A 25984-nucleotide genomic window follows, 5' to 3' on the forward strand; every position below is an offset into this window, starting at 1 on the left:
CAGTCAAGGCCGCGGACCTGATCTGCCTGGCGACGGTCATCGATCTGTGCTCACGCCGCCTGGTGGGCTGCGCGATCGCCGACCATATGCGGGCCGAACTCGTCGTTGACGCCCTGGCGGCGGCCGAGCAGACCCGCGGCAGTCTCGGCGGCGCGATCTTTCACTGCGACCACGGTTCGCCCAATATACGAGTGCCGCGTTCGCCGACGCCTGCGAACGAGCCGGTGTGAGAAGGAGTATGAGCGCGGTCGGTCACCTCACCTCCGACGAGCGCACTCGCTCCCACCGCCCTTCCACCCCGCACCGTCCCGCGTCGAACCACCGGTCACCCCACGGAGTCCAGCTACTACCCTGTAGGACAGTGACAATGCCGTTCTGGAGGGCTACTACATCCGTAGGTGCGGCCGTGTGCGGCCGTGTGCGGCCAGAGTGCGGCCGGACGCCTTTGGACGGGGTAACACAGGGTGTCATGGTGGAACTGTTCACAGGTGCTCTGATCAGGCAGAACAGCACCGGGTGGCACGAGCAGGAACGAGACATCACGAATCCCCATGGTCTCGTAATGCGTAGGTCTCGGGTTCGAATCCCGAAGGCGGCTCCATGGTGAACCCCAGGTCAGGCCTTTGACCTGGGGTTTCTTCTTTTCGTTGACCTTGGGATTCGGGCCAAACGGACACGCGCAGTCTGCGCATCGCAATGCGTAGGTCGAAGGTGTGGCCTCTGCGGTGATGCCTAGGCTCAGGGTCTCTGAGCTGGGTTTTTGCGGGAACGATGGCGTTGGCTGAGGCGCCATCGAGGACCATGTGCGGCCAGTGTGCGGCCATGAGTGCAGCGACAGTGCCGGAGCGGCCATCGGAGGTCGAGTTTCTGGGCTCATCGTTGACCGATGCTTTGTTGGTATTCGACAACCACGCCGATGGACTCGAACCCGCCAAGTGGGCACGCAGGTGATCGTCGAGCTGCGTGCGGCAGGTGCTTGGGCCGCTGCAGTCGAACTCACGCCCAGCGTGATCGGTGAGGCAAGGGCTTTTTGGCCTTCTGGTGCATCGGCGCCCTCCTGCACTGCGAGGCGCAGGTCCGTGTCGGCGTATCGATCGTCGGCCAGGCCCGCTGAAGTGCTGGGCGCAGTCGGGATGCTCCCGCAGGACGGAGGCCACGAGCACGGCAGTTCCGTCGGTCAGGCCGTGCACCAGGGTCTGATCTTGTTCTGCGGGAGCCATTGGTCCCAGGCTCCGTCCCAGACGCACAGGGCACGAGCGGCCCATCCAGTGCTTGCTGCGGGCTTCGCCCACGGCGACGGCACCGTGATGGAGGGGAAGGACACCGAGCGGCTGCTGGGAGGTTCTGGCACACCGGTTGCGAACTCGGCTACCTCGAGTCGGAACGGTTCATCGACGCCCTGATCTCCCTGTCCACGACTGGCCGCGCGGCCGCCCTCGCGGCGCTCCGCCTCCATCTGAGCGCGCCTCAGCGGGCTGTCAGGCCGGCGTTGGTGAGGCGTCGCATCAGCGAGGACTTGCCGCGGTGCTGCTCGCGCAGGGCGTGCAGGCGCCGGGCGAACTCCTCGGGGGTACCCGCCCGGTCGTGGACCTCGCGGAGATCCTTCAGCAGGGTGACGGCGTTGTCGTAGGGGCCGGGCTGCTTCTGCCCGATCAGGTGGGCGATGTCCTGCCAGGCTTGCTCGGCGTTCTCGGCCAGGCGGTCCAGGTGGCTCTCGTGAGCCCGCTGTTCGGCCCGGAGGGCTTGGTCGCGGGCCTGCTCTTGCTGTCGTGTGTGCTCGCTGCGCACCTCGTGGGCGGCGTCGAGGAGCCCCGCGGCTGAGCGGCGCCGGGAAGCGGTGGACGGTTCGGCCGTACCACGGGACGCGGCGCGGTGGCGGGCCAGCAGAGTGGGGCCCGGCTGCGGGGCGGTGCCCAGGGCCGCGTCCAGCAGCAGGGTGTCCTTCTCGCGTGGTGCCAGGGCTCGGATCCAGGCGGCCAGTGCGTCCTTGTCGATCGCCGGGGAAGGGGCGGCACCGCCGACGCGGGCAGCCGCGGTGAGCAGATGCGGGTCGACGTGCAGGAAGTCCGCCAAGGCCTGCTGCGGACCGGTGAGTTGGGCAAGGCCTGCGGGTACGGGCGGCTCGATGGCGTGGGTGTACTCGTCCTCGTCGACGCCTTCCTCCAGCTCCCAGCGGGTGAGCGCGGAGAGCCAGGCCAGATAGAGGGGGCGCAGGTCGCCCGCGGCGAGTTCGGCACGCAGGGTGGTGAAGGAGGCGAGGGAGAAGGAGGTCTCGAAGTCCCATTCGCCGCCGTCTTCGGACGAGTAGGAGAAGTCGAGCAGGAGGTGCCCTTTCCTGGTCCAGCAGGTCAAGGCGTCTTCCGCGCAGTACGGTTCGGCGTTGCGGGCGGGCAGCAGTGTGGTGGGCAGGCGCAGCATCAGGCGCCGCGAGCCCCAGTTGGCGAAGTACAGGTGGGCGTCGTACACCTGCTCCATCAGTTTGCGCTCGTCGCCGCGGAAGTTGGCGTAGTGGTACTCGTTGACGAAGTGCGTCGCGCTGGTCCGGGCCCGGCTCGACAGCGCCCGCACCCCTTCGAGTTCGTCCTTGTTCAACGGTCGGTCGATGGCCTGGAACTCGTAGTACTGGTACTCGCTCACGGCCGTGCAGCCTACCGACAGGTGCTGCGGCTCATCTCACGGGACCTGACTGTGATGCCTCGTTCGGGGCCCATCCACGGTTACGGTCCTGGCGGTGTCGCCGGGTTCGTAGGATCGGGCCGAGAACGACGTACCCGCAGGGGTCGGAGGGCAGGAACGTGGTGGTGACACCGAGGGAACGGCTTGCTGGGCTGCTCGGCGGGGCGAAGAAGGCGGGGGCTTTCAGTGCCCGGCTGGAGGCACCTGTGGCCGGACTGGGCCTTGAGGTGGCCGGGGTCGGGCCGGTGAACCTTCCGCTGCGGGCGCCCCAGGTGAAGCGGCTGATCTCGGTGGCACGGCCTGCGTTGTTCGGGCGGGGCGAAGAGACGCTGAGCGACACCAGTGTGCGTGACACCTGGCAGATCCTGCCGGATCAGATCAGTCTTGCCGGTCCTTCCGGTCCTTCCTGGCCGTCGCTGCTGAGCGGCGCGCTGGAGCATTTCCGGGGCGCTCTCGGTCTCCCGTCGTCGACCCGGCTGCGGGCTGAGCCGCACGCGATGCTGGTGTACGGCAAGGGCCAGTTCTTCCTTCCGCACCAGGATTCGGAGAAGGACGACGCCATGGTGGGCACGCTGGTGCTCTCCCTGCCCTCGGCGCACACAGGGGGAGAGCTGGTCATCGAACACGCCGGGCGCCAGTGCGCCTACCGTGCCTCGAAGACGGATCTGACCCTCGTCGCTTTCTACGCCGACTGCCGGCACCAGGTCACTCCGGTCCGAACCGGGTACCGGGTGGCGCTCACCTTCAACCTGCTCGCCGAGCCGGGGACTTCGGCGGAGGCGTCCGGACCGCTGGCGGAGCTGGCACACAGTCTGGGTCGGCACTTCGGCTCGCCCGCCAAACCGCGCTACGACACCCGTGAGTTGGATCCGCCGACCCGGCTCGTGTACCTACTCGATCACGAGTACACCCAGCGGGGTCTGAGTTGGGAGCGGCTCAAGGGCGCCGACGCGGGGCGTGCCGCTCTGCTGCGTGCCGCTTCCGGGCAGGCCGGGTGCGAGTCGGTGCTCGCCCTGGCCGAGGTGAAGGAGACCTGGGATGCCTATCCCGAGGGGGACGATCCCTGGGACGACCACGGGTACGACGAGGACGAGGACGGTGATGCGGGCGAGGTCGGCGAGGATGGGGATTACGTCCTCCAGGAGCTGATCGACGACGAGATCACCCTGGGCTGGTGGACCGGTCCGGACGGCACCGGTGGCGAAGAGATCTCGTTGCGGGTTCAGGACTACGAGGTGTGCACGAGCACCGAAAGCGCGGACCTGACGCCCTACGACTCCCAGTACGAGGGCTACATGGGCAACTACGGCAACACGCTGGACCGGTGGTACCGGCGGGCCGCGGTTGTCGTGTGGCCGCGTGAGCGGGCCTTCGCGGTACGCGGCGAGGCCGGATCGCGGTGGGCCCTGGAGGAACTGCGCGTCGGCATCGCGCGGGGCGACCTGGACCGGGCGCGCAACCAGGCCCAGTCCCTCGCACCGTTCTGGAAGCACACCCGTCCGCAACCCGAGCTGCTGGATTGCGCGCTGCAGGTGGCCAAGAGCCTGGATGCGGCCGAGACCGCAGCGATGCTGCTGGAGCCGTTCAGGGCGGGCGCGCTCGGTCTGGAGCACGCGGGCGCACTGGCCTCGGCAGCCGAGCGGTACGGGACCGGATGGACGGGCCGGGTCGTCGACGCCTGGTTCGTATCGGAGGACCGCCTCCAACCGGAGCAGTACCAGTGGACCGAGCGGTTGCCGGAACTGTGCGCGGCGCTGCGTGCCCATCGGGCGCCGGCGGTGGCACGGCGGCTGTCCGCCGGGGTCTGGGCCGCGGTGGACAGTGGTCTGCGGTCGTGGACCACGACCGGGCCGGCCGAGATCCGCCGTGCGCGGCTGCAGCAGCTGGCCCTGCCGCTGCGACACGTCCTGGCGGCGGCCGACGAAGAGCTGAGGGACGGGATCCTGGCAGCGCTGCGCGAACGCGGCAACACGGTGCTCGAGTGCCTGATGCCACTGCTGCGCCGCGCCGCGGAGGCGAGCACGTCGGCCGAGTGGGGCGTGGCAGGGCTCGACGCGCTCGCACAGGACAGCGCGGACCGGCTCCGCACGGTGTGCGAGCGGCCGCCACGCGCTGCTGACGACTGGTCAGTCGCCTGGGACGGGTGCGGCTGCGAGCTGTGCGGTGTCCTCGGCGCCTTCCTCGGGTCCCGGTCGCGGCGGGTTCTCGAATGGCCGCTGGCGAAGGAGGGGCGGCGGCATGTGCACACCAGGATCGACTCGGCCGAGCTGCCGGTGCGCCACCAGACCCGGAGGCAGGGGCGCCCGTACACGCTGGTACTGACGAAGACCCAGGAACTGTTCACCCGTGAACGGGCGGTCCGCAGCCAGGCCACGGCGGACCTGGCATGGCTGATGTCCCTGCGGAACGGATGACCGCGGCTTCCGGCTCGGCGGCCGCGCGGATGCGCCCCGGTCGGCGTGTGCGGCCGCAGTCACTGCGGCGGTGGAGTCGGTGCTGGCGTGCTTGAGCGTGTTGGTCCGGGCTTCTTGGGCTATGCGGTGGATGGCGAGCTGGGCACCGCTGCCCGCCGCGTCGAGATCGCCCACGGTCCGGTAGGTCACGGCCAGCCCGCCATGAGGCTGGGTGGGCTTCGGCTGCACCAGCGCCGTTGCTTTCAGAGTTGTCCACCGCACCCGGAACGGTTCATCCTCACGGGCGCCTGGGGTGGGCGGCCTGGTAGGCGTCCCAGATCGCCGCCCGCAGCTTTCCCCGGGGCGGGACGTCGATGCCCTGGCCTCGGGCCCACGAGCGGACCTGGGCGGTGGTTGGCTCCTGCGCTCGGTCCTCGGCTACGGAGGCAACGCGGGGCGTGCCCGGTTCGCCACCGGGACGCGGTGTCCGACCCGACTGCGGGTCCGACCGTGGCGGGGCCGCGGTGGTGATCCTCTGCGGTCGAGGATCCTGCGGCGTTTGTGGTGCATTCGCTCCAGCAGCGGTACCTCCGAGTCAAGGTAGTCGTGGACCTCGACGTGGCTCTTCTTGGCCTCGGTGTTGCGCATGATCCGGCCGACCTGCTGAATCACCCGGCCCTTGAACGAGATGGGGCTGGCCAGGAACAACGTGTCCAACACGGGTGCGTCCAGCCCTTCCCCGGCGACCTTGTCGATCGCCAGCAGTACCAAGGGACCGGTACGGGCGCCGGACAGTTCGGCACGGACGCGGTCCCGGTCGGTCGTGGGCAGGCCGCCGTGCAGGAGCAGTGCTTCGATGCCGTGCTTCGATGCCATGCTCTTTGAGCGCAGATGCGAGTTGGTTGACGTGCTCGATGCGATTGGTGAGGGCCAGGCTGCACCGGCCACGCCAGGAGGCGTCGGCGATGTCGGCGGCGATCTGCTGGTTGCGCGCCTGGTCGGCGGCGAGTTCCCCGTAGATGGCCTGGATGGAAGCGCCGTCGGTGCCGGGCTCTTCGGTGGTGAAGTGGCAGCGGTGCACGATGAGGTGTTTGGCGAAGCTGCTCTGGTCTTCGATCTCGTGGCGGATCGGCCCGCACTGCATGGTGATCAGGGCGTCCATCTGGTCGGCCCGGTACGGGGTGGCGGACAGGCCGATCCACCGCTCGGCCTTGACCTTGCGGATCGCGGCCTCGGCGGCCGGAGCCCCGCTGGCGTGGCACTCGTCGACGACGATCAGGCCGTAGCCGTCCAGCAGTCCTGTGGCGGCCTCACGATGGGCCAGCGACTGCAGCATGATCAGGTCGACCACGCCGCCGCGGCGGTCTTTGCCCGCGCCGAGCGACCCGACGGCGTGTTCACCGAGGTCGAGGAACGTCTCCAGACGCTCGCGCCACTGGGCCAGCAGCTCTGCCCGGTTGACGATGATCGCGGTGGGCCGGGCGTGAACCGCGATCAGGGCACAGGCCATCACGGTTTTACCCGCACCGGGTTGGGCGACCAGGACCCCGGTGGGGTGGGCGGTCATCGCTTCGACGGCCCGGGCCTGTACGGCGGTGAGTTCGCCGGTGAACCGGGCGTCGATCGGGGCCTGGTCGGGGAAGGTGCTGGTGACTTTCAAGGTGCCGCCGGCGGCGGCGATCAGGCTGGCGGCTTCGTCGCGAAGCCCCCGGGGCAGGGCGATCCACTTCGGGTCGGTGGCGTCGAAGCAGCAGATCAGGCGTGGGGTGTTGAAGGTGGAGAACCGCTGGTTCTGGCGTCGGTAGAACTCGGGGTTGTGGAAGGACGCGGCGTGCTTGAGCGCCGCGATCAGTTGCGGTGGCAGTCCGGTGGTGGCGATGCGGAGCATCGCTCCTGCCTTGGCCCTGACCGTCTTGGGGGCCTTGCCCAGCGCGCTGCGGCGCGGCCGGGCCGGCAGCACCGGCGTGGTCGGGCTGGGGCCGGCCTGCAGCGGGCCCAACGTTTCCACCAACTCCTGCACCTGCCCGGGCGCCAGGCGTTCGGTGTGCGACAGGTAGGCGAACTGGTCTTCGTACGGTGTCCAGGTGGCAGGGTCGCAGAAGAGCGTGGTGCCCGCGGTGCGGGAGGCCCCGTGCAGCGGCAGCGCGATCAGATTCCCGAACCGGGCCCCGCCCTTGGAGTGCGTGGGAAGGAAGTCCTGGGCGGGGAAGAGCCGGTCGTAACTGGCCAGGGACATCCCGTCGCGAGCGTCGATCGCGCGCCGCAACAAGGCCATGCCCAGTGCGCGGGCCAGGCTGGCCGGTACCGGCGCGGTGAAGAAGATCCATACGTGTGCGCCGGACCCGGAGCGGGAGACCTCCGCCAAGGCGGGGACCCCGGCTTCCGTGCAGGCCGCCACGTAGGCGGCGGCGTCGCCTTGCCAGTCCTTGTCGTCGAAGTCGCATGCCAGCAACTGGGTCGTGTCGTCGGGGAACATCGGGTACAGGCCCACATGCAGCTCGCGCTGTCCCGGCTCGGGCCGACTCAGGTGCCGGAAGATCACCTGGTCGGTGAGCGGGAAGAACACCCGCTCGGCTTCCGACTTGGTCTTGTCCCAGGGGTTCTCCTCGGCCGGGCTCCATCCGGTCCGGCCGTTCTTCGCGCTCACCCACCGGTTCGCGTATACGTCCGCGCGGCCGACGAACAGTGCGCGGAACAGGGCGACCTTGGCCTGCGGGGCGGAGGCCGCGTCGGCGTAGGGCAGGCCACTGCCGTACGGCATCTCGGGCGACGTGGGCGGCGCCGGCCTTTCCACCGCCTCGGGCCGCTCGGGCACGGTGTCGGGTGCCGGCATTCCGAGGCGTTCCCGGAGCCGCCGGTTCTCCTCCGTCAGCTCGGCGATCCGCTCGAGCGCGACGTCGAGCCGGATCCGCAACTCGGCGGGGTCGTCCCACCCGGACCAGTCATCCACGGGTCAATGATCCAAAAATCCTGACCGGACCGCAGCCGATCAGGACATTTCCGTCCTCGATTCCCTCGCTCTCCTGGTCCGGGTGGCCACTGGAGGCATCGACTGGTGAAGGCTGCATCAGATGGGCACGATCCACGGGCGCGAGCGTGCTGTGCTGGGCGTGGAACGTCTCGCGCTGCGAGCCCCGCTCGCAGTCTGACTTCGGACCGGGTTTGTTCTGGCTCTCCGCAGGACCAGCGACCCGTGAGGTGCGCTGGTCCAGAACACCCACTCGGCAAGGTCCCAAGGTCCGCGACACCGGTACGGCCCACCTCATCGAGTGCGCCGACGAAGCGCTGGCTGCTCTCCTTGCGGGTGACCGCCGCCTGCGCGCCCTCTGCACCCGCCTCGGTGAGCTGCAGTTGGTCGTCCCCGCTGAAAAGCTCCCCGCGTTCCGCAAAGCCCTGCTCGCTCAGGGCTACCCACTGGCCTGACCCGGACGGATCCGCTCCGGCTCCTGCAGGCCCTGATCGACGGCAGGTGGCTGTGGCTGTCCGGGACGAGGCTGGGCATACTGAGCGCATGGAGACACGGGTGCGGTATGCGGAGATCCGGCCGTACACGGTTCCGGAGACCCTGGATGAGCTGGCCGGTCCGACGGACGGGGTCGTGGTTTTGCCGACCGCGTTGGACTGGACACCGAAGAGTGCCTACGACCTGTCGGATGACGTTGACCTGCGGATGCTCTATGAGACGGTCATCCGCGAGGCCATGCATGTGGAGGAACTGCGGCAGTTCCTCGACCGCGTGCTTCTCTCAGCCGTGTGGCAGAGGCTGTGGCTTCCGCCGCGGGTGCGGCTGATGTGGGAGGGGCGCTTCCCGGAGCTGGCCCGCAGGGCTGCATAGTATTCGTCGGCATGGATCCGTTTCACTCCCGGCTCGCCCGTATCGGTCTTGGAGCCGCCGCGAGGTACGGCTTTGTCCTGGCCGGCGGGTATGCGGTGCAGGTGCACGGGTTTCTGGAGCGGCTGTCGGATGACGTCGACCTGTTCACGGACAACGCTGACCCGGTTGCCTTCTCCGAGGCAGTCGATGCGGTGGCTGCGGCGTACCGGGAGGTAGACCTGACCGTTGAGGTGGAGAAGTCCGGTGGGGTGTTCGCCCGGTTCGCGGTTACTGACGAACAGGGACACACGGCGAAGGTGGAGCTCGGGTGCGACTGGCGGGCTCGGTCGCCTGCTGTTTTGGAGATCGGTCCCGTACTGCACCCTGACGACGCGGTGGCCAACAAGGTGACCACGCTGTTCGGACGGGCCGCGCCGCGTGATTACCTCGATGTGAATGCCGCGCTTGCTTCCGGGCGGTACTCGGGTGGTCGGCTGCTGGAGTTGGCGTCGGAGCACGATGCTGGGTTCGATCCGCGCTATTTCGCCCAGGCGCTGCGGGCGGTCGACCGTTGGCCGGACCGGGAGTACGAGGCCTACGGCGTCGATGGTGGCCAGGTAGAGGCCATGCGCCGACGGCTGCGTGGCTGGGCTGCCGAGATCCTCGATGAACGGTTCGACGAGAGATGACCCAGCAGACCCTGGCGCCAACTGGTGCGGGCTCTTTCACCGGTTATCGGCACTTCGGAGCAGGAGCAGGAGCAGGAGCAGGAGCAGGAGCAGGAGCAGGAGCAGGAGCATTGCGGCTGCCCTGTAGGAGGGTGACAATGGCGTTCCGGCCGCCCGGAACACCCGTGGGTGTGGCCATGTGCGGCCACAGTGCGGCCGGATGCCTTTGGACGAGGTAATACAGGGCGTCACTGTAGAACTGTCCGTACGTGCTCTGATTAGGCAGAACAGCACCGGGTGGCACGAGCAGGAACGAGACATCACGAATCCCCATGGTCTCGTAATGCGTAGGTCTCGGGTTCGAATCCCGAAGGCGGCTCCATGGTGAACCCCAGGCCAAGCCTCTGACCTGGGGTTTTTTCTTTTCATTGACCTTGGAACTGTGGCAAATCGGGCACCTGTGATCTGTGCATCGTAATGCGTAGGTCGGAGGTTCGGTTTCTGTGACGAGATCGACGATCTAACGCTCTGACCTGTTCCTTTCCTTGCTCTTAGGTGATGGATCATGCTGACGCAAGAGGTCCCGGTGGACAAACGGTGGACAGGCGTGCGTGACACTCCATCAGGCACCCTTGCTGCTCCTGGGGTGATGGGTGAGATCCACCAGTCTCCGATTGGACGAGAAGCGTCGTCGGGACTGTCCGGTCCGGACAATTCTCACGTTCGGCTCGGGTCCTGGTGATGGTTGGCCGTGAGTGCACGCAGTGGCCGCCGGGGATGAGGTCGGGGGGCACCGGCGTGGGCCTGGAATCCTCCCGAGGGGCCCAGAATGCGGTCTTCCGCACCTACCGCTACGGGCCGGAGCACACGGCGGGAACGGGCCTGACGGGTACGGCCGCCGGAACGTCACCGGGCGGGATCCTTGTACTCCTTCGCAGGCACCCCGATGTCCGAGAAAATGTCCCATGCCTGCTGCCTCATCAGCTCAGCGGCAGCACCGTCGGTCTTCCGGTGAGCACGGGCGAGTGCCAAGAGGGTGCGGGCCTCGCCGGGGCGGTGGCCGGTCTCGCGGTGTACCGCCAGGGCCTCCTGGCCGAGCCTGACGGCTGTGACGTGTGCTTCCTCGGAGTCCGCTGTTTCGGACAGCACCGTCAGGGCCTGGCCCTCCACCACGCGGAAGGAGTGGTCGCGTGCTACTGCTAGGGCCCGCTCGGCGTGGGCACGGGCCTCGGAGTTACGGCCCATCTCCTTGAGGGTAAGGGAGAGGCCCACGAGGCTGTCCGCCTCGGGGCGTCTGTATCTCGACTCGCGGGCTAAGGCGAGCGACTGCGTGCCGAGCCGAATCGATCGGTCGAAATGTGCCAGTTCTCGGTGGGCAGTGGCCACCGTGTTGAGAATGCTGGCCTGAATCCAGCGCCGTCCTTTGTCCTTGGCCATGGCAAAGGCGTGCTCGGCCTGTTCCAGCGCCTCGTCGTGTCGGCCGAGTGCGATATTGATCTTGGCTACTGCGTCGAGCACCGTGGCGCGGGCGGTACGGTTCCCGTCCCCCTCGCCGGCGGTCACCCGGGGTACGAGGACGCCAAGACCGTCAGTCAGACGGCCGAGCTCCCAGTACACCCAGCCCAGATTCTGCAAAGCCAGGCTGTCGTCCCACCAGCTGATCTGCTTGTTTCGGATGACGGCCAACTCGAGCTGCTCGGCAGCCTCGTTCAGCCGGCCCAGATCCCGGCAGGTCAGACCGATGACAACCAACCCCAATGTTTCAAAGTAGGGATTTCCGGCTTCACGGGCGATCCGCATACCGGCGGTGACATGCTCGTGCGCGCTGTCGAGACGCGCCATGTACCACTCCGCCTGGCCTGTGCCGCCGAGAGCCGCTGCCTCGCCCGTCGCCCAACCGAGCTCCCGGCTTATGTCCAATACGCGGGAGTGATGCTCCAGGGCTTGGCTGGGATCCCCTCGGTCTGACTGGATCAGTCCGAGGCTGAAGTGCATGGCTGCCTGGCCGAACAGGTCGCATTCGGCCGTGGCCGCCTCGAGCGACGTCAGCGCGATGGCCTGCCACGCTGCGCGCGGTAGCTGAAGCCAGAAGTAGCCGAACAGCGCGTTGACCATGTGCCAGGCGACGAGGCGGGGACCGTGTTGGGCGGCATGGTTGATGAAGGCGAGCAGATTGGCCCGTTCCGCCTCCAGCCACTGTGAGGCTTCGGTGGGGGATGGCAGACCCGGTTGACCGCCGTGGCCGAGGTCGCGGGGCAGTTCCGGGAAGAGCCAGGTTCCCGCGGTGGCGCGGGTGGCGTTCAAATACCAGATCAGGAGCCGTTTCAGCGCTGCTTCACGATCCGTCGCCGCCTCTTCCACCAGAGCCCGCTCCTGCGCGTACTCACGGAGGAGATCGTGGAACCGGTACCGGCCCGCCGTGGCGGACTCGATCAGATGCGCCGCGGCCAGAGCACCGAGCAGACGGCGCGCCTGCGGCAGCGGTGTGTCCAGGAGAGCAGACGAGGCCTCGGCGGTGAACTCCGCTCCAGGGAAAAGACCGAGCAGGCGGAACAGCCGACGAGCGCCGGGCGCCAGAACCTGGTACGACACCGAAAAGGCCGTCCGCAAGGGGGAGCTGGCCTCGCCCTCCGGCTCCAGCGCCTGAAGCCTGTTGCCCTCGGCCATCTCCGCGACGAGGTCGGCCGTCCGCAGGCCCGGGTCGCCCGCCAGTCTGGCGGCGGCCACGCGCAGGGCGAGCGGAAGGCTGCCGCACAGCCGGATCAGTTCGCCGACCGCGCGCTCGTCGGCGGCCACCCGGTCCGCGCCGAGGGTGCGGCTCAGCAGCGCGCGGGCCTCGTCCGGCTGGAGGATGTCCAGTGACAGGGCATGGGCACCGTCGTGCGCGACGAGGTCGCCGAGCCGGTTGCGGCTGGTGACGACGACACCGCAGGTCGGGCTGGACGGCAGTAGCGGACGTACCTGCTCAGCTGAGGCCGCGTTGTCCAGCAGGACGAGCATGCGCCGGCCGGCCAGCAGGGTCCGGAACACGCGGCCCTGGGCCTCGTGGTGCGGGGGGATCTCCGACGCCGCGAGCCCCAGGCTGCGCAGCAGCAGTTCAAGGGCCTCGCCGGGTTCGAGGGGCTCCCGGTCGTGGTCGAAGCCGTGGAGGTTGACGTAGAGCTGGCCGTCCGGGAAGAGGTCGCGGACCTGATGTGCCCAGTGCACGGCCAGCGCGGTCTTGCCGATGCCAGCGGCGCCACCGATGGCGGAGATGACCACAGTGTTCGCAGCCCCCCGCTCCTGCGTGGGCGGAAGCAGGGCGTGGAGCCGGGCGAGTTCGTCGGTGCGGCCGGCGAAGCCTGGGGCGTCGTGGGGGAGTTCGGCTGGCACGGCGCTCTCGCGCGGCTTGGTGAGCCGGGGCGGCGAAGGAGCCGGCGGACGCAGGAGAAAGGCGTCGTCCTGGTGCAGCACCGCTTCGTGCACCCGACGCAGTTCCTCACCGGGATCGGCTCCGAGCTCGTCACGCAGTCGCACGCGTAAGTCCTCGTAGGCTTTGAGCGCTTCCGCCTGACGCCCGCAGCCGTACAGCGCCCGCAGGCGCAGGGCCGTCAGCGCCTCGTCGTAGCGGTCGAACGCCGCGAGCCCGCCCAGCCCGCCGAGGGCCTCGCCGAAACGGGCCAGCAGGACCAGACACTTGAGCCGCTCCAGCCGGAGCGTCCGCCGACGCTCCTCCAGCCGCTGCCGCTCCTCCTGCGCGAACGGTCCCGGAAGGTTGGCCAGGGGCTCGCCCCTGAACAGCGCCAGGGCCGCGGACAACTGATCCGCCGCGCTGGCCAGATCGCCCGACGCGACGGTGCGCAGTGCCTCGTCACCCCGCACGTCCAGCTCCGCCGTGTCGAGCCGGACCCCCTCGACGACGAAGCGATACCAGCCCTTGCCGCTGCGGATCACCGACTCCGCGGGCTGGGTGCCTGCCGGATCGAGCGCCCTGCGCAGCGAGTTGACGTGAGTCGGCAGCACCTTGCGACCGCCTGCGGGCGGCTCCGTCCCCCACACCGCGTCGAGCAGCCGCTCATGACTCACCAGGGCCCCTTGGCGCAGCAGAAGCGCGGCCAGTACCGCCTGCCGCTTGGCTGGACCCAGCTCCAGGGGTGTTCCACCCCGCCATGCCCGTAACGGCCCGAGCACCTCTAATCGAAGCGGCTGAGGAGATCCGCCGTCCACGTGAAGCCCCCGTTCCCGTGAGTCATCGAAATTTCATCAGAATTGCAGCACCCTCGACCAGGGTGATGGACACGACATCGCACAACCCGCACAACCAAAAGGAGCCCGAGTGACCGAAGTGGAGTTGGTGGCCACCGCGTTGGCCACAGAGGTGGCGGCCGGGGTGCGGGTGTCGCCATGGCGATCTCGCTACTGGTAGAAGCAAGCAAGGACCACCGCGGGCCAGGTCGGGAGGCCCGCAGGAACACATACGGCATCACGTCCGGGCGGGGTTTCGGAGCCTCGGTTGCAGGGGCACAGTGACGGGACCCCCTGGTTGTTTCGGAGAGGCCCTCCTTGATGACCATGCCTGAACGTGGAGGGATGGTGGATGCACGTGACGGTGCCCAAGGAGGCCGAGGGATGGCCGGCGCGCAGTCTGCTGGGGAGGCTGTCTTCCCCGGCGCGGCGGGAACTGCTCGACCTGGGGACCGGGGTTCGGTTCGATGCGGATGCCGTGCTGATGCGGCAGGGGATGAACGACAGGCACGTACTACTGCTGTCGTCCGGTCTCACGAAGGTCACAGCGGTCGTGGAGAACGGTGAGACCTCGCTCCTGGCCGTCAGGGCCGGCGGCGACACGGTAGGCGAGATGGCCGCCATGGACGGGTCCGCCCCGCGCTCGGCGACGGTCACCGCTTGCGGTCCGCTGACCGCCCGGGTGTTGCAGGACGGTGCACTGCGGGAACTGCTCATGCGCCGCCCCGAGGTCTCCATGGCCCTGACCGCGGTCGTCGCCGATCGGCTGCGCTGGGCCAACCGCAGGCGTCTGGACTTTCGGGGGTATCCGGCGAAGGTGCGTCTGGCCCGGGTGTTGGTGGAGCTCGCCGCGTCCTACGGAACTCCCCGGGCCGAGGGGGTGGTGATCGACATCCGACTGACGCAGCCGGAGCTTGCAACGCTGATCGGCGCCGCGGAGACGACGATCCACAAGGTACTGCGCGAACTACGAGAAGAGTGCCTGGTGGAGACGGGCTACCGGGCCACCGTCATCAGGAACCTGCCCTGGCTGAGGCGGCTTGCGGACCTGGCGGACGAATGACCGAAGCCGAACCGACGTCAGCGCAGCATCGGCTGCAGGGCCACGCTCAGTCCCGCGCTGACGCCCATGACGGCCGTGCACGCCACCGCTCCAGTCAACCAGCGGTACTTGAGAACGGCGACGTGGGCGAGGAACCGCACGGTGTGTGACAACTCCCTGCGATCCGCGGCCTCGTCCGCGGGCGCGTCTTCGGCGGGCAGGATGTCGGGGCCCGACTTAAGGTGGACGAAGCTGTACCGGTTGGCGGCCCGACCTCGCAGCAACCGCGGACTCAATGCTGCTGCCAGACTCACCGCGCCACCGATCAGGCCGCAGACGAACAGGGTTAGCAGCGTCCCCGCGAACGCCCCGGCCGCGCCTCCCTGTTCGCAGACGAGCACGACCCCACGACTCCATGCCCCTGCCGTGCCGGCCAGTCCTGCTTGCACCGCCGCCAGGATGCCGGCCTTCGCGTCCGCGTGCTGGTGGGTCGTCTGCAGCGCGGTGAACATGTACTGCGCGGAGCGGCTGTCGGTTGCCTGGACGCTGGGTGTCATGGACGTCTCCTCCGTCGGCGGGGGTGCGCTGCATCCAGTAACGGATGACAGCCCTGGCCGAACCAGTCACTTCTGCGGGTTCTGGAGCCTCGCGAGCGTTCACAGATCCCGGCATCCCGTATTTCCACAGGGTTCACACCGAGGCGCGGGTGTACGACTGCAGGACCGGCGCTCGTACGAGGGGGGAGCGGGCGCCATTCTGTCGAGGAGCAAAATCGGTTGGCTGGCAAAGGATTTGGGTGAAAACGGGGCCTGCCCCCTCAAGTGCGTGCAGCGAGAGGTGTCATGACAGCGAACGGTACGGAAGAAACGAACGGCGCCGGAGCGTTCGAGCGCAGGCTGCTGCTGGCGGTCGACGCGAAGGGATACGGCCGCGCCGATGCGGTGACGCAGCGTGAGTTCCAGGAGGGGATCATGCGGCTGCTGGGCAGAGCAGCGGCCACGTCCCGGCTGGACCGTGCGGGATGGGTGACCCAGCAAGGAGGTGACTCCGTGTTCGCCGTCCTGCCCGAGAAGGCTTACGAGCCCGACCTGATCGACACGTTCATGCGAGCTTTGGACGCGGGACTACGAGCCTTCAACGGGAACCGGGTAGCACAAGCCCGGCTCAGGCTCAGGGCAGCCGTCCACTTCGGCCCGGCCTCGCTGGGCGCCAACGGTTTCGTCGGGCGGGCCCCGGTCGAGACCGGACGCATCCTCGACTGCGCGGCCCTGCGCAGGGCTCTGGACGTGGCGCCGGATGCCTGCCTGGCCGTCGCCGTGTCGGCGACGGTCTTCGACGATGTCGTCGGGGCCGCGTACACGAGCATTCCGGCGGACCAGTTCCGTCAGGTACAGGTTGAGGAGAAGGAATACCGGGGGCGGGCCTCGATCTGGGTCCCGGGCGTCGACGTATGGCAGTTGGACCTCGAGCCGGTCCGGCAGGTGACCGCGCCGGGCACCGCAGGGCCCGGGACCGGCGAAGTGGGTCGAGGCGCGGAACAAGCGCCGCGGCCGTCTGAGGGGCCCGCCGTTCCCATGAACGAGAGCGGCGGGCCCCTGGTGCAGATCGACGTTGAGGCGAAGGAGGTAGCGGGGACCGCGACCCTGGTGCGCACGGACCGCCCCGAAGGCACCATCAAGGGCACCGCCAAGATCGATCGCCTGGACGGGACATTCGTCGGGGCGGACATCCGTACCACCGGGGACGAGAAGTGACCGCACGAGCGGCCGGGGCGGGCCGTGCCTTCGAGGACGTCGTCCGAGCGCGGACAGAGGCGGACTTCGTCGAGCGCGAGTGGCTGTACGACGAGATCGAGCGGGCTCTGGATTCCGACCGGGGCCAGTACGTCCTGGTGACGGGCGAGCCGGGAGCGGGCAAGACCAGCCTGCTCGCCGGTCTGGCGCGGGCACACCCCGAACGGCTTCGGTACTTCTTCAGACGGGACAGCCGGATCGCGCTCACCGGCGGGGACGTCCAGTCCTTCCTGCTGGCCATCGGGCACCAGCTCGCCCGTGTGCGCCCGGAGATCTTCGCCCTGGAACACCTCGAAGTGGTGATCAAGCAGCACATCGACTCGGTCGCGGCCGAGGGCCGCGTGGTCGGCATCAAGATCGACGACCTCACGGTGTCGCCGTTCCACCGCACCGCCACCCTGGAAGTCGAGCAGCGGATGCGCAACGTGGCGGGCAGGGCCAGCGCCGTCGAGATCGGCACCGCGAACCTGGAGCCCCGGCTGCTGGACCCGGACAACCTGGCGCACCTGGCACTGATCGGGCCCGCGCAGGTGCTGGCCGCGCAGGATCCCGAGGCCAGGATCGTCATCCTGCTCGACGCGCTGGACGAGATAGCCGACGACGACACGACCGAGCCCAGGAAGGGGCTCCTGCGCTGGCTGGCGCGCTCTCCAGAACTGCCCGCCAACGTCAAAGTGGTCATCACCTCACGACCGCACTCCGGGCTGCGGCTGTTCCGCGCGGCCCGAGAGGACCGTCTCACCGACGTGGTCATCGACGCCGGTTCACCCCAGGTCGTGGGCGACCTCCACACATACGCGAACCGTGTCCTGGAGACGGAAGCCGTCATCGCCGCGGAGAGGACCAGGGGCAGTCTCCCGGGCAGCACCAAGCGGTACGCCGTCCACAGGGCCGCCGGGAACTTCCTGTTTCTGGCCACCTACGCGCGGGCGCTGATCGACGCCGCCGAGAAACAGAACGACGAGATGGTCGGCAGGCTGCTCGCCTTCAGTGGCGTACCGGGCGATCTGCCCGGGCTGTACGGGTTCTTCGTGGAATTGGTCCGCGAGGAACTCACCCCGTGGCCGAGGGGCAGGGGCGGTCCGTCGTCCGGCTGGGAAGGGGTCGGCCGGCCGATCATCGGCGTGCTGACCGTGGCGCGGGAGGCACTGACGGAGGAGCAGCTCACCGCGCTGTCCGGTACTCCCGTGAGCGCGGATCCCGCCCGGAAGCTCCTCGATGGCCTGCGCTGGCTGCTGGAACGCCGAAACGACCGGATCGCCTTCTTCCACGCCTCGATCAGCGAGTTCCTCGGCGGGCGGGAAGCCCATGACAAGCACCCGGAGTGCTGGGTCGACGAGACCCTGTGGCACGAACGGATCGTGCGGCACTACCGCGGCGCCGCGCCGAGCTGGGCAGCGGTGGACTGGTCGCAGGTGGACCGCTACGGCCTGGCCCACCTCGCCGCCCACCTCCTGAAGACCGGGCCGGGCAGCTTCGACGAGGCCGTCGACCTGGTCTGCCCCGGTCTGCGCAAAGCCGCCAGGGTCGAGTTCGGAGCCGAGGGCCGGTTCCTCGAACTCGTCGACAGCATCGCCCACCACGTCGCGGACACCGCGCCTGTCGCCACCGGGCTGCCCGCGGTGACGTACCTCGCGGTCGTACGTCACCAGGCCGCACAGTTCAGCGGTGCGCTCCCGCCCCGGGTGATCGGCCTGCTCACCCGAACGGGCCGCCTCAGGGAGGCCCTGGAGCACGCGGCCGGGAACAAGCCGTCGCTGTGGCAGTTCACGGCCTTCGCGGAGATCCTGCATTACGCACGCCCCAAACCCGGCGACCCCTCGCCCGACGACCTGTTGGACCTCCTGGTCGAGTCCGCGCTGACGATCCCGAAAAGCGGCGGCTTCTACGGCACCCGGGACGCGCGGACCGCGGCCGAGGCGGCCGCGCGACTGGTGGCACCGCACGATCTCGAACGCGCGCTGCGGCTGTGGCAGCACGGACAGGAGGTGCGATCGCGAGGATCCGGTACCGATGGGGAGGGGGCGTCGCGAGGATCCGGCACCGAGAAGGCGCCGGACGCCGTGTACCGCGCCGCCGTGGTCGCCGAACCAGACCTGGACAAGGCCCGTGCCCTCATCGACGGGATCAGCAAGGGGCGCTGGTCCGACTACCTGGACCTGGCCGAGCGCGCCGATCCCGGAAGGGTCCCCGAGCTGCTGCGCGCGGCCGAGTCCGCCCTGGAGACCGTGGATCCGGTGACCCTTGTCCTGGCGCTGGCGAGGCTGGCCTCCCGGTGGGCGGCACACGATCCGGACACCGGTCGGCGGCTGCTCGCCGAGGTGCGCGCGCAAGTGTTCGCGGCCGGCGAGGAGAGGAAAACCGAAGACCGACTGTTCGAGAAGCGACTCGACGACTGTCTGGCCGAGGCGGCAGGTGTCCTGGCCGACGTGGACAGGACCACGGCGCGCTTTCTGCTGGCCCGTTTGGACACGGTCGCGACGGGGCCGGGACGCTCACTCCTCGACGGTATGCGGCTCTGGACCCGCTGGGAGCGGCCCGAGCGCGCGCGGACTCTCGCCGACAGATACCTCGCGCAGGCCCACGGCTTCCTGCGGGCCGCCGCCTGGGATCGACTCGATGTGATGAAGGCCCTCGGGCAGTCGAACCGGGCGGAGGAACTGCGGCTCGTGGAACGGATCCACGCCGCCCTCCCCGAGCCGCCTGCCGATGCGAAGGCGCACTCAATGCGCAGTGGGAAACGCGACGACGCACTGATTCACGTGCTGAAGACCATGGCCGAGTACGACGTCGACCGGGCGGAACAGATGGCCCGGGGTATAGCCCGAACCACTTGGAGGGACGACTGGTACGACCGGGACAGGGCCATGGCCGCGACCGCGGGCCCGGCCCGGGAGGTCTTCGGAAACGACCGGTACTCGGTCCTCGCGGGCATCGCCCACCTCCGCGTCACCCGAGGCGAGCCCCGACAGGCCGCCGAGATGCTGGAGGAACTGCTGAAGCTCGGGGAGGAGCCCGCACCGCTTCGTGGCGGCGACGGTGTCGGTGCGAGCTTCGCGAGTCCGTTGCCGGCGTCGAGTGAGCCTCCGGCAAGGAACGACTGGGAACGGATGAATACCGGCGGTTTCATGGCCGTTTTCAATCTGAGTCATGCCTGGGGCGCTCGCGTGCGAGATCACTTCTTTCGCGATCCTGCCGACGTCGTCCGCGCGGTCGAGCTCTACTCGAGCGGCAACACCGCCAGAGCGGTGCGGCGGTTGGCGGAGGGGCTGGCGCACCGGGACCGCTCCGTGGCGGGCGCCGTCGTACGTTCCCTCGCCGACCCCGGGGAGCGGGCCATCGGTTTCGCGGAACTGCACCGGGCCGCGCACGGTCCCGTCAGCAGTTACTCCTATCACTGGCCCGAGGCGGACGTGTTCTCCAAGGAGGTCGATCGGGCGCTCGGCGAATTGCCCCGCCACCGGTGGACGGTTCCCGACGCACACGTCGCGGAGCAGGAGGCGTGGGCGTACGCGCGTCCCGACCACCGTGTCCGGTTCGAGCTCGCCGTGCGTGCTCTGGGCTGCCGTACGGACGACATGGATGCGATTGAGGGGCAGACCTACCTGTCCTTCGCACATCACTTCTCCCAGGCTGTGTGGGTTTCGGAGGCGTACGCCGGGGACGTGATCGACGGGAGGAGCCCCCATGAGTCGTTCACGCAGGTCCATCCGGAGAATCTCAGCCTCCAGCACGACCTGGGCCGGCGCGATCTGGCCGAGATCATGGCGGCAGCATGCGCGTACCACGAGTACCGGATCGCCCGTGAGGTGCCAGGACACCGGATCCGCACGCCGAAGGTCCGCTTCGAAAACCCGGTCTACGCCGCCGCCGTGGACCTCGTGAGGCCCGCGCCCGGCGCCCCCCTCAGCCCTTCGTTCATCGAACGCCTGCGGAAGCTGCTCGACGACGGTAAGCTGCCCGCGGCAGCGGAACTGCTCGCGTTCGCCGCAGAAGTCAGGCCGGAGAACCAGCAGAGGCTTCGCGAGCTCGCCGCGGAGGTCATCGCGAAAGCCGGTGACGGTTCCGCGATCGGTGTGGAGGCACTGGTCGCCCTGGCGGTGTCGCCCGTCCTCGGTGACCTGGTGGATCCTGTCGGCCTCCTGGGCGAAGCCGACCGCTGCGACCCCCGCTATCCGTTCTATGAGTGGATCCGCAGGCATGTCGTGGTCCGTCTGTTCCCGGTCCTGTTGGAGCGGTCCCCGGCGGTCGCCCTCCGCAAGTTCTACGAGAACGCTTCGAGTGACTGGTCCTCCGCGATGTGGCTGCTGGAACACGCGCCGGACACCGTGCTCGACGCACTGGGCACCGGCGCGGCGGCCACCCTCGGCTCGGCCATCGCACGCGGGCTCGCCTGCACCTCTCCCGAAGGCCTGGCGCCCGATGTAGTGGACGGCGTCCGGCTCGCACAACTCGTAGCCGCCGGTCCGGCGGACAGGAGGCAGGCATCATGACGCATCCCGTCGACTCCGCGGTGGCGCAGGCCCATACAGACGTCATGGGGCTGTTCCGCCGCCATCCGGCCGGACTGGACGAGGTGTGCCGCGCGGTCCGGGACCGGCTCACGGCGATGCCTGTCCTCGACCCGCACGATCCGCGCACCTGGAACTCGTACGCCCTGATCACGGCGGACGTACAGACGCTCCTCGGCTACCTGCGGGAAGCCGGCGTTGCGAGCGGCGAGTCGGAGCACTTCCGTGCCCTGCTGATCCGTGTCCTCTACTACCTCTACGAGTCCGAAAAAGCGAAGACAGGCGTCCTCCTCGCGGAGCTCGTCCACAGCGACTGGCAGGCACAGCTCGGGGAGGTGCACGCCGACACACTCAATGCCACGTCGCGGCTCGCCGCGTGTCTGTACGCACAAGGGGAGCCGAAACGGGCTCGGCCGCTGTTCGAGCGGGTCCACCAGCAGCAGGCGAGCCAGTTCGGAGACGACGATCCCGCCACTCTCCGCGCGGCCTGCAACCTGGGGGCATGCCTCACCCAACTCGGCGAATACGGTGCGGCGTTCCTTCTCAACGAGGACACCGTACGGCGTTGTGAGCAGCAACTCGGAGAGGACCACGAGACGACGATCCTGGCCACCGAGAACCTCGCGGGCACCCTCTTCGGACTGGAGCGGCACCGGACCGCGCTGACCCTGTACCAGGACATCCACCAGCGGCGGAGACGTGCGTCAGGCGAGAACTCCCTACTGACGCTGAATGCGGAGGCGAGCATCGCCATAACCCTTCACACGCTTGGGGACTACGAGACGGCACGCGCCGTCAACGCCGGCTTGCTGCCGAGATTCGAGCGCGTGGGCGGAAAGGACCACTCGGGCACCAAACACACGCACTCGCGTCTCGTGAAGAACCTCCGGGCACTCGGACGTTACGAGGAAGCCGAAGAAGTCCACGGCGGAAGACCGAAGTACGGATCGTCGACGCCCGAAGGAGGGCACGGGGCCCTTGCGCCTCGTCATCGAGGAACATGAGCGCTTCCAGCATCCGCCGCAGCGATTCGCGAAATCGTGGCAGGAGTTGGCAGCCTCCGCGCCCGAAGGAGGCACTCAGATCATGTACGCCACCCACAGCCCCATCGTCGTCGACCGGGCCGCCATCAGATGCGCCATCGGCGCCGAGCGGTAGACGAGGCGCACCCGGTCACCCAGGTGTGCTCAGCGTCAGAAGACGACCTTCAGTGTGCCCCCTGGAGTAGCTGATGCAGGCATCAGTAGGAGCCGGACGATCGGCAGGCTCGCCGGGGCCTCCTGTCGGCGGCGGCTGAATCGCGACCCTCTGACGCGGATCAGGAAGGCTTCCGTGGAGGAATCCACTGGCAGATAGCTTGTAGAGGTCCGACAGTGATCTTCGCTCGTCTCTCCGACCGGTCGACAGAATCGCTGGCAGCTCAGCGGTAGTCTCACTGACGGGTAGGTGAGAGCCCCACCGGTGGACAGTCGGTGGACAGACGCCTTTGGACGGTGCATCACGGGATGGCACTGGTCAACCTGTTGTACGTGCTCTGATCAGGCGAAACGTCACCGGACAGCGTGACGAAGCACCATGCAACACGAACGCTCATGGTCTCGTAGTGCGTAGGTCTCGGGTTCGAATCCCGAAGGCGGCTCTGCGAAGCCCCAGGATTCTCACTCGCCGTGACCTGGGGCTTTTGCTTTTATCGGACGCGGCGGCGGCGCATGGCGCGAGCCGCCTTGCTGTCCGTGGTCTCAATTGTGGTCTCAATTGAGGGTTCAGGCTGCGGCATGAAGTGATCTCCCATACGGCGCATCGCGTCCTTGGACAGGTGGGATCGGCCCTTCACGTACCGCTTGGTCTGGCTGATCTGGGTATGCCGGAGAATCTCCATGATCGTGGGCATGTCCACCCCGAGTTCGTTCAGGATCGTGCCGGCGGTGTGGCGGCTCCCGTCGTACAGGCGACGGTCGGTGATGCCTGCCTCCTCAAGTAGTTCCTTGAACTCTTCCCAGTCGGCGCGGGGGTCGAGGGGACGGCCGTCCGGCCGCGTGAAGAGCGCGTCGAACTCCTGCCACTCGTCGCCGGCGGCGGTCCGCATCTCCTCTTGCTGCTCCTTGTGTGAGTACAGGTAGGGGATGAACGGCGGCGGGATCGGTACGGGGTTCGTGCTCTTTTTGGTCTTCGGGCGCGTGAAGACCAGGCCGCCGCCCTTGCGCTCGGGACATGCGGTGGCGTGCTTCCGGCAGTCCTTCGGGCACGGCTTGGGGCAACCCCGCTTGTAGTTCTTGTGCGTCCGGCAATCCGCCGGGCACGGCTCGAACCGGTGGAGGCGTTCGCCGCAGATCTGAGCGTCCTTGCATCCGTGGCGCCATGTGAGGCGCTGAAGCTGCCACTGAGTGGTGTGCATCGTGAATTCGCAGGTCACGGGTCTGGTGTGAGTGACGACTCGGGCACTCGCGCTGGTCGGTGGCCGATGACCATGGTGTAGATCATCGGGCGAGTCCGGTTCCGGCTGAGTGCCGGTTCGGCTGCGCCCGCGACCGGCCTCCGCCTACGATCCGTCAGCAGGTCGGTACGCCACGAGACCGTGAGAGGCTGCGGGGATGCAGGAGCGGCAGTGGATCACCGCTCGTCGGAGCGAACTGGACGCCCTCGCCGAGCAGTTGGCCAAGCAGCTTCAGGAGGTCCAGGCCGAGCGGGATGAACTGGCGATCGCGGAGCGGGTGTTGAACCGCCTGGCCGAGCAGGTTCAGGCCGACGCTGGTGCTGTCGCTCCGGTACCGGCGAAGGTGGCCGGGCGGGCGGTCCTGCTCATCCCGCACCGCAGCGACGCGGCCGACGAGGGGGCGCTGCCCGGCGACTACCGCAGGATCCTGGCGATCGTGCGGGAGGCCGACGGCCCGGTGCAGGTCAGGGCGGTCGGCGAGCGGCTGGGCCTGAACACCTCGGTGCGCGGCAAGCTGGAACCTTTGCGGGCGAAGATGACCAAACTCGCCGACCGCGGCTGGCTGCACAAACGGCCCGACGGACGGTTCACCGCCCGCTCGTGACCGCGTGGACGCCATGGCGGTCAGAGCCCGTAACTGGCGCTCCCCCGGCGGCAGTTGAGTTTGGTGTGAAGAAAAACAACGGTCTTACCGAGGGCCCTGACGGCCTTGTCTACACCGCCCGCCTACCGCTGTCGAGCACCACACTGAACTACCTCGCCGACCTGATACGCGGCCACCTGAAGAAGATCGGCTCACGGTGGCGGGCCCTGCCCGCTGGGAAGATCGCCGCCATCGTGCTGGCGGTGCTGCGCTGTGACCAGCGGCCCGGCGACCTGGCCGGCGGGAACGGGGTGCACCTGACGTTGACGCACGGCAGGCCCTTGCTGGTGGCGCTGATCGTCGTCGGCTGAGGCAACCCGGCGGTTCCCGTCCCATTCTCTACGTAGAGGATTACGTACTTTCCCCGATGGATTCGGGACTGCGCTTTGCGACGGTCGTGACGCCGTTGGCCGTAGACGGGCGGCCACTGAGGGGAGAGAACATGGGGTTGTCCCAAACAGGCAAAGGCATTCGTGCGGCGAGATGGGGTACGGGCGCGGTGCTCGTCCATGGCTCACCGGCCGGGTGCAGCAGCGGGGACGGGAAGGCGGCAGCCGACGTCGGAGGCACGCCAACGGCGGCTGCCGCACCGACGAACGGGCCGGGCGACTACCGTCCGCTGACGGACCTCTGCCCGAAAGTCGACTTCGGCCCGCTGACTGCCGCCGTCGCGCCGACGGACGGTCCGCCGAAGGGGCAGCAGACCAGCCGCGGCTCCGATCCGGCGATGGGCAGCGGCGCCGCCTGCCTGCAGGGCTTCCGGACGGCCGGGACGAAGGCGGATGGCCGTTCCACCGTCTACTGCACCGCATGGAGGGACGTGGCCACCGCGGTCAAGCAGTACAAGTACGTGCTGTCCTCGGCGCCGAAGGAGGCCGGAAGCCCGGTGGTGCAGGTACCGGGTCTCGGCCAAGGGGCCTTCCGCTACGAGAGCGGGGGGCGGTAGCGGTGGGGTATCCGATCACGGGGGAACCGAGTGCGGGGCCGGCGGCGGGAAGACCGCCCCTCCAGGCTCCGCCACCCATATTCCGTACGGTTCCCCGGGCACGGCGTGGGGCTCTGTGGTGGCTGGGTTGGCTGGTGCCGGTGATCGCCGCACACCGGTTGTGTACACCGACCCGTCAGGGCCGGGTCGTGGACCCTGTGATCGGGAGGGTCCGGCTCTGGCGGCTGGTACTGGGGCTGGTACTGACCGTCGGCGCGTGGTGGGTCCTCGGCTTGATGCCTCTGCGGGAGATACCCGGCCAGTTCGGCCAGAGCTTCGCCTACGGCTTCAGTGCCGTCCAGCTGAACTTCTACGTGGCATGGTTTGTGATCGCGTTGTCACCCAGGGGCCGCAAGCAGGCTGCGGCTGCCCGGTGGCGTGGCCCGCTCCTCGCGTTCGTCCTCACACTCACCGCTTTCATTGTCTGTATGCAGACCGGCCTCTCCCACTGGCCGCCGGCCTCGCCCGGTACCGCCGTCTGCGGGCTGTGGCTGTTTCTTTCGGCGGATACGGAAGCTTGCTGCTCGTCCTCAACGGAGGGCGTGCCGCCGACATCAACGACGCCCTGCCGGCGGTAGTGCCCTTCTTCACCGTCCTGGCCATTGTCCTGCCGTCGCTCGGGGACCCCATGTACGACAAGGTCTCGATGCCGATGCGCCTGTTGCTCGGCCTGACCGGCCCGGTGTCTCTGGTGCTTCTGGCCCGCTGGGAGTTGCGGCGTTTGCGCACACTCCATGGCGTGCGTCTGTCCGACATGTGGCGCCAGGCTTAAGAAGCCATCTCATTTGGCTGGCTTGTTAG

The 25984-nt window shown here is 68.6% G+C and carries 18 protein-coding genes and 3 pseudogenes; 14 read left to right on the forward strand and 7 right to left on the reverse strand.

Features of this window, described 5'->3' with window-relative positions; genetic code table 11:
* Positions 1–26: 26 nt before the first annotated feature.
* Positions 27–253 (forward strand): annotated as a pseudogene (locus tag OG734_RS48025) (transposase); the annotation flags it as partial.
* Positions 254–1467: 1214 nt separating this feature from the next.
* On the opposite strand, the gene OG734_RS27220 reads toward OG734_RS48025, so the two are convergent.
* Entirely contained in the window at positions 1468–2637 is a 1170-nt protein-coding gene (locus OG734_RS27220; protein ID WP_330290115.1) for a hypothetical protein, read from the reverse strand.
* A 164-nt stretch (positions 2638–2801) separates the two neighbouring features.
* On the opposite strand from OG734_RS27220, the gene OG734_RS27225 reads away from it, so the two are divergent.
* Positions 2802–5090: a 2OG-Fe(II) oxygenase gene (locus OG734_RS27225; RefSeq protein ID WP_330290116.1), complete on the forward strand. Its 2289-nt coding sequence runs from the start codon at positions 2802–2804 to the stop codon at positions 5088–5090.
* A 277-nt stretch (positions 5091–5367) separates the two neighbouring features.
* Here OG734_RS27225 and OG734_RS48030 read toward each other — a convergent pair whose 3' ends face one another.
* The 3 genes and pseudogenes from OG734_RS48030 to OG734_RS27230 form a co-directional block, all read right to left on the reverse strand.
* The gene (locus OG734_RS48030; RefSeq protein WP_443065105.1) at positions 5368–5601 is read right to left on the reverse strand and encodes an Lsr2 family DNA-binding protein; all 234 of its coding nucleotides are present in this window, start codon (positions 5599–5601) and stop codon (positions 5368–5370) included.
* Positions 5508–5945: a DEAD/DEAH box helicase gene (locus tag OG734_RS48035; protein ID WP_443064915.1), complete on the reverse strand. Its 438-nt coding sequence runs from the start codon at positions 5943–5945 to the stop codon at positions 5508–5510. The genes OG734_RS48030 and OG734_RS48035 overlap by 94 nt, the downstream gene beginning before the upstream one ends.
* 307 nt (positions 5946–6252) lie before the next feature.
* A pseudogene (locus tag OG734_RS27230) lies at positions 6253–7902 on the reverse strand (TOTE conflict system archaeo-eukaryotic primase domain-containing protein); the annotation flags it as partial.
* 365 nt (positions 7903–8267) lie between these two features.
* On the opposite strand from OG734_RS27230, the gene OG734_RS27235 reads away from it, so the two are divergent.
* The 3 genes from OG734_RS27235 to OG734_RS27245 all read left to right on the forward strand — a co-directional run bounded on the left by OG734_RS27235 (position 8268) and on the right by OG734_RS27245 (position 9572).
* Positions 8268–8492 (forward strand): hypothetical protein, encoded by a 225-nt coding sequence (locus OG734_RS27235; RefSeq protein ID WP_330290118.1) that lies wholly within the window; start codon positions 8268–8270, stop codon positions 8490–8492.
* 88 nt (positions 8493–8580) lie between these two features.
* A complete protein-coding gene (locus tag OG734_RS27240; RefSeq protein ID WP_330290119.1) occupies positions 8581–8904 on the forward strand; it encodes a hypothetical protein in 324 nt (107 codons plus the stop codon).
* 11 nt (positions 8905–8915) lie between these two features.
* Positions 8916–9572, forward strand: a complete 657-nt coding sequence (locus OG734_RS27245; RefSeq protein WP_330290120.1) for a nucleotidyl transferase AbiEii/AbiGii toxin family protein — start codon at positions 8916–8918, stop codon at positions 9570–9572.
* Positions 9573–10457: 885 nt separating this feature from the next.
* Here OG734_RS27245 and OG734_RS27250 read toward each other — a convergent pair.
* On the reverse strand, positions 10458–13757 hold the full coding sequence (locus OG734_RS27250; protein WP_330290121.1) for an AfsR/SARP family transcriptional regulator: 3300 nt from the start codon (positions 13755–13757) through the stop codon (positions 10458–10460).
* Positions 13758–14133: 376 nt separating this feature from the next.
* Between OG734_RS27250 and OG734_RS27255 the strand changes: the two genes are divergently transcribed.
* Positions 14134–14838 (forward strand): Crp/Fnr family transcriptional regulator, encoded by a 705-nt coding sequence (locus OG734_RS27255; protein ID WP_330290122.1) that lies wholly within the window; start codon positions 14134–14136, stop codon positions 14836–14838.
* A 17-nt stretch (positions 14839–14855) separates the two neighbouring features.
* Here the strand turns inward: OG734_RS27255 and OG734_RS27260 are convergent, their stop codons facing one another.
* Entirely contained in the window at positions 14856–15374 is a 519-nt protein-coding gene (locus tag OG734_RS27260; protein ID WP_330290123.1) for a Pycsar system effector family protein, read from the reverse strand.
* Between the two features lie 285 nt (positions 15375–15659).
* On the opposite strand from OG734_RS27260, the gene OG734_RS27265 reads away from it, so the two are divergent.
* The 4 genes from OG734_RS27265 to OG734_RS27280 are packed head-to-tail and all read left to right on the forward strand — an operon-like array spanning position 15660 to position 22279.
* A complete protein-coding gene (locus tag OG734_RS27265) occupies positions 15660–16571 on the forward strand; it encodes a hypothetical protein (RefSeq protein ID WP_330290124.1) in 912 nt (303 codons plus the stop codon).
* Entirely contained in the window at positions 16568–21103 is a 4536-nt protein-coding gene (locus OG734_RS27270) for an AAA family ATPase (RefSeq protein WP_330290125.1), read from the forward strand. The genes OG734_RS27265 and OG734_RS27270 overlap by 4 nt, the downstream gene beginning before the upstream one ends.
* Positions 21100–22125 (forward strand): tetratricopeptide repeat protein, encoded by a 1026-nt coding sequence (locus tag OG734_RS27275; protein ID WP_330290126.1) that lies wholly within the window; start codon positions 21100–21102, stop codon positions 22123–22125. Before OG734_RS27270 ends, OG734_RS27275 begins: the two co-directional genes overlap by 4 nt.
* Positions 22100–22279 (forward strand): hypothetical protein, encoded by a 180-nt coding sequence (locus OG734_RS27280; protein ID WP_330290127.1) that lies wholly within the window; start codon positions 22100–22102, stop codon positions 22277–22279. Before OG734_RS27275 ends, OG734_RS27280 begins: the two co-directional genes overlap by 26 nt.
* 529 nt (positions 22280–22808) lie before the next feature.
* On the opposite strand, the pseudogene OG734_RS27285 reads toward OG734_RS27280, so the two are convergent.
* Positions 22809–23504: pseudogene (locus tag OG734_RS27285) on the reverse strand (tyrosine-type recombinase/integrase); the annotation flags it as partial.
* A 208-nt stretch (positions 23505–23712) separates the two neighbouring features.
* On the opposite strand from OG734_RS27285, the gene OG734_RS27290 reads away from it, so the two are divergent.
* The 4 genes from OG734_RS27290 to OG734_RS27305 all read left to right on the forward strand — a co-directional run bounded on the left by OG734_RS27290 (position 23713) and on the right by OG734_RS27305 (position 25955).
* Positions 23713–24159: a hypothetical protein gene (locus OG734_RS27290; protein WP_330290128.1), complete on the forward strand. Its 447-nt coding sequence runs from the start codon at positions 23713–23715 to the stop codon at positions 24157–24159.
* Between the two features lie 65 nt (positions 24160–24224).
* Positions 24225–24509: a hypothetical protein gene (locus OG734_RS27295; RefSeq protein WP_443064916.1), complete on the forward strand. Its 285-nt coding sequence runs from the start codon at positions 24225–24227 to the stop codon at positions 24507–24509.
* Positions 24510–24640: 131 nt separating this feature from the next.
* Complete coding sequence (locus tag OG734_RS27300) at positions 24641–25144, forward strand: hypothetical protein (protein ID WP_330290129.1); 504 nt, start codon at positions 24641–24643, stop codon at positions 25142–25144.
* Between the two features lie 556 nt (positions 25145–25700).
* A complete protein-coding gene (locus OG734_RS27305; RefSeq protein WP_330290130.1) occupies positions 25701–25955 on the forward strand; it encodes a hypothetical protein in 255 nt (84 codons plus the stop codon).
* Positions 25956–25984: the final 29 nt, after the last annotated feature.

Source organism: Streptomyces sp. NBC_00576 (assembly GCF_036345175.1).
In the GTDB taxonomy this organism is placed as follows: Bacteria; Actinomycetota; Actinomycetes; order Streptomycetales; family Streptomycetaceae; genus Streptomyces.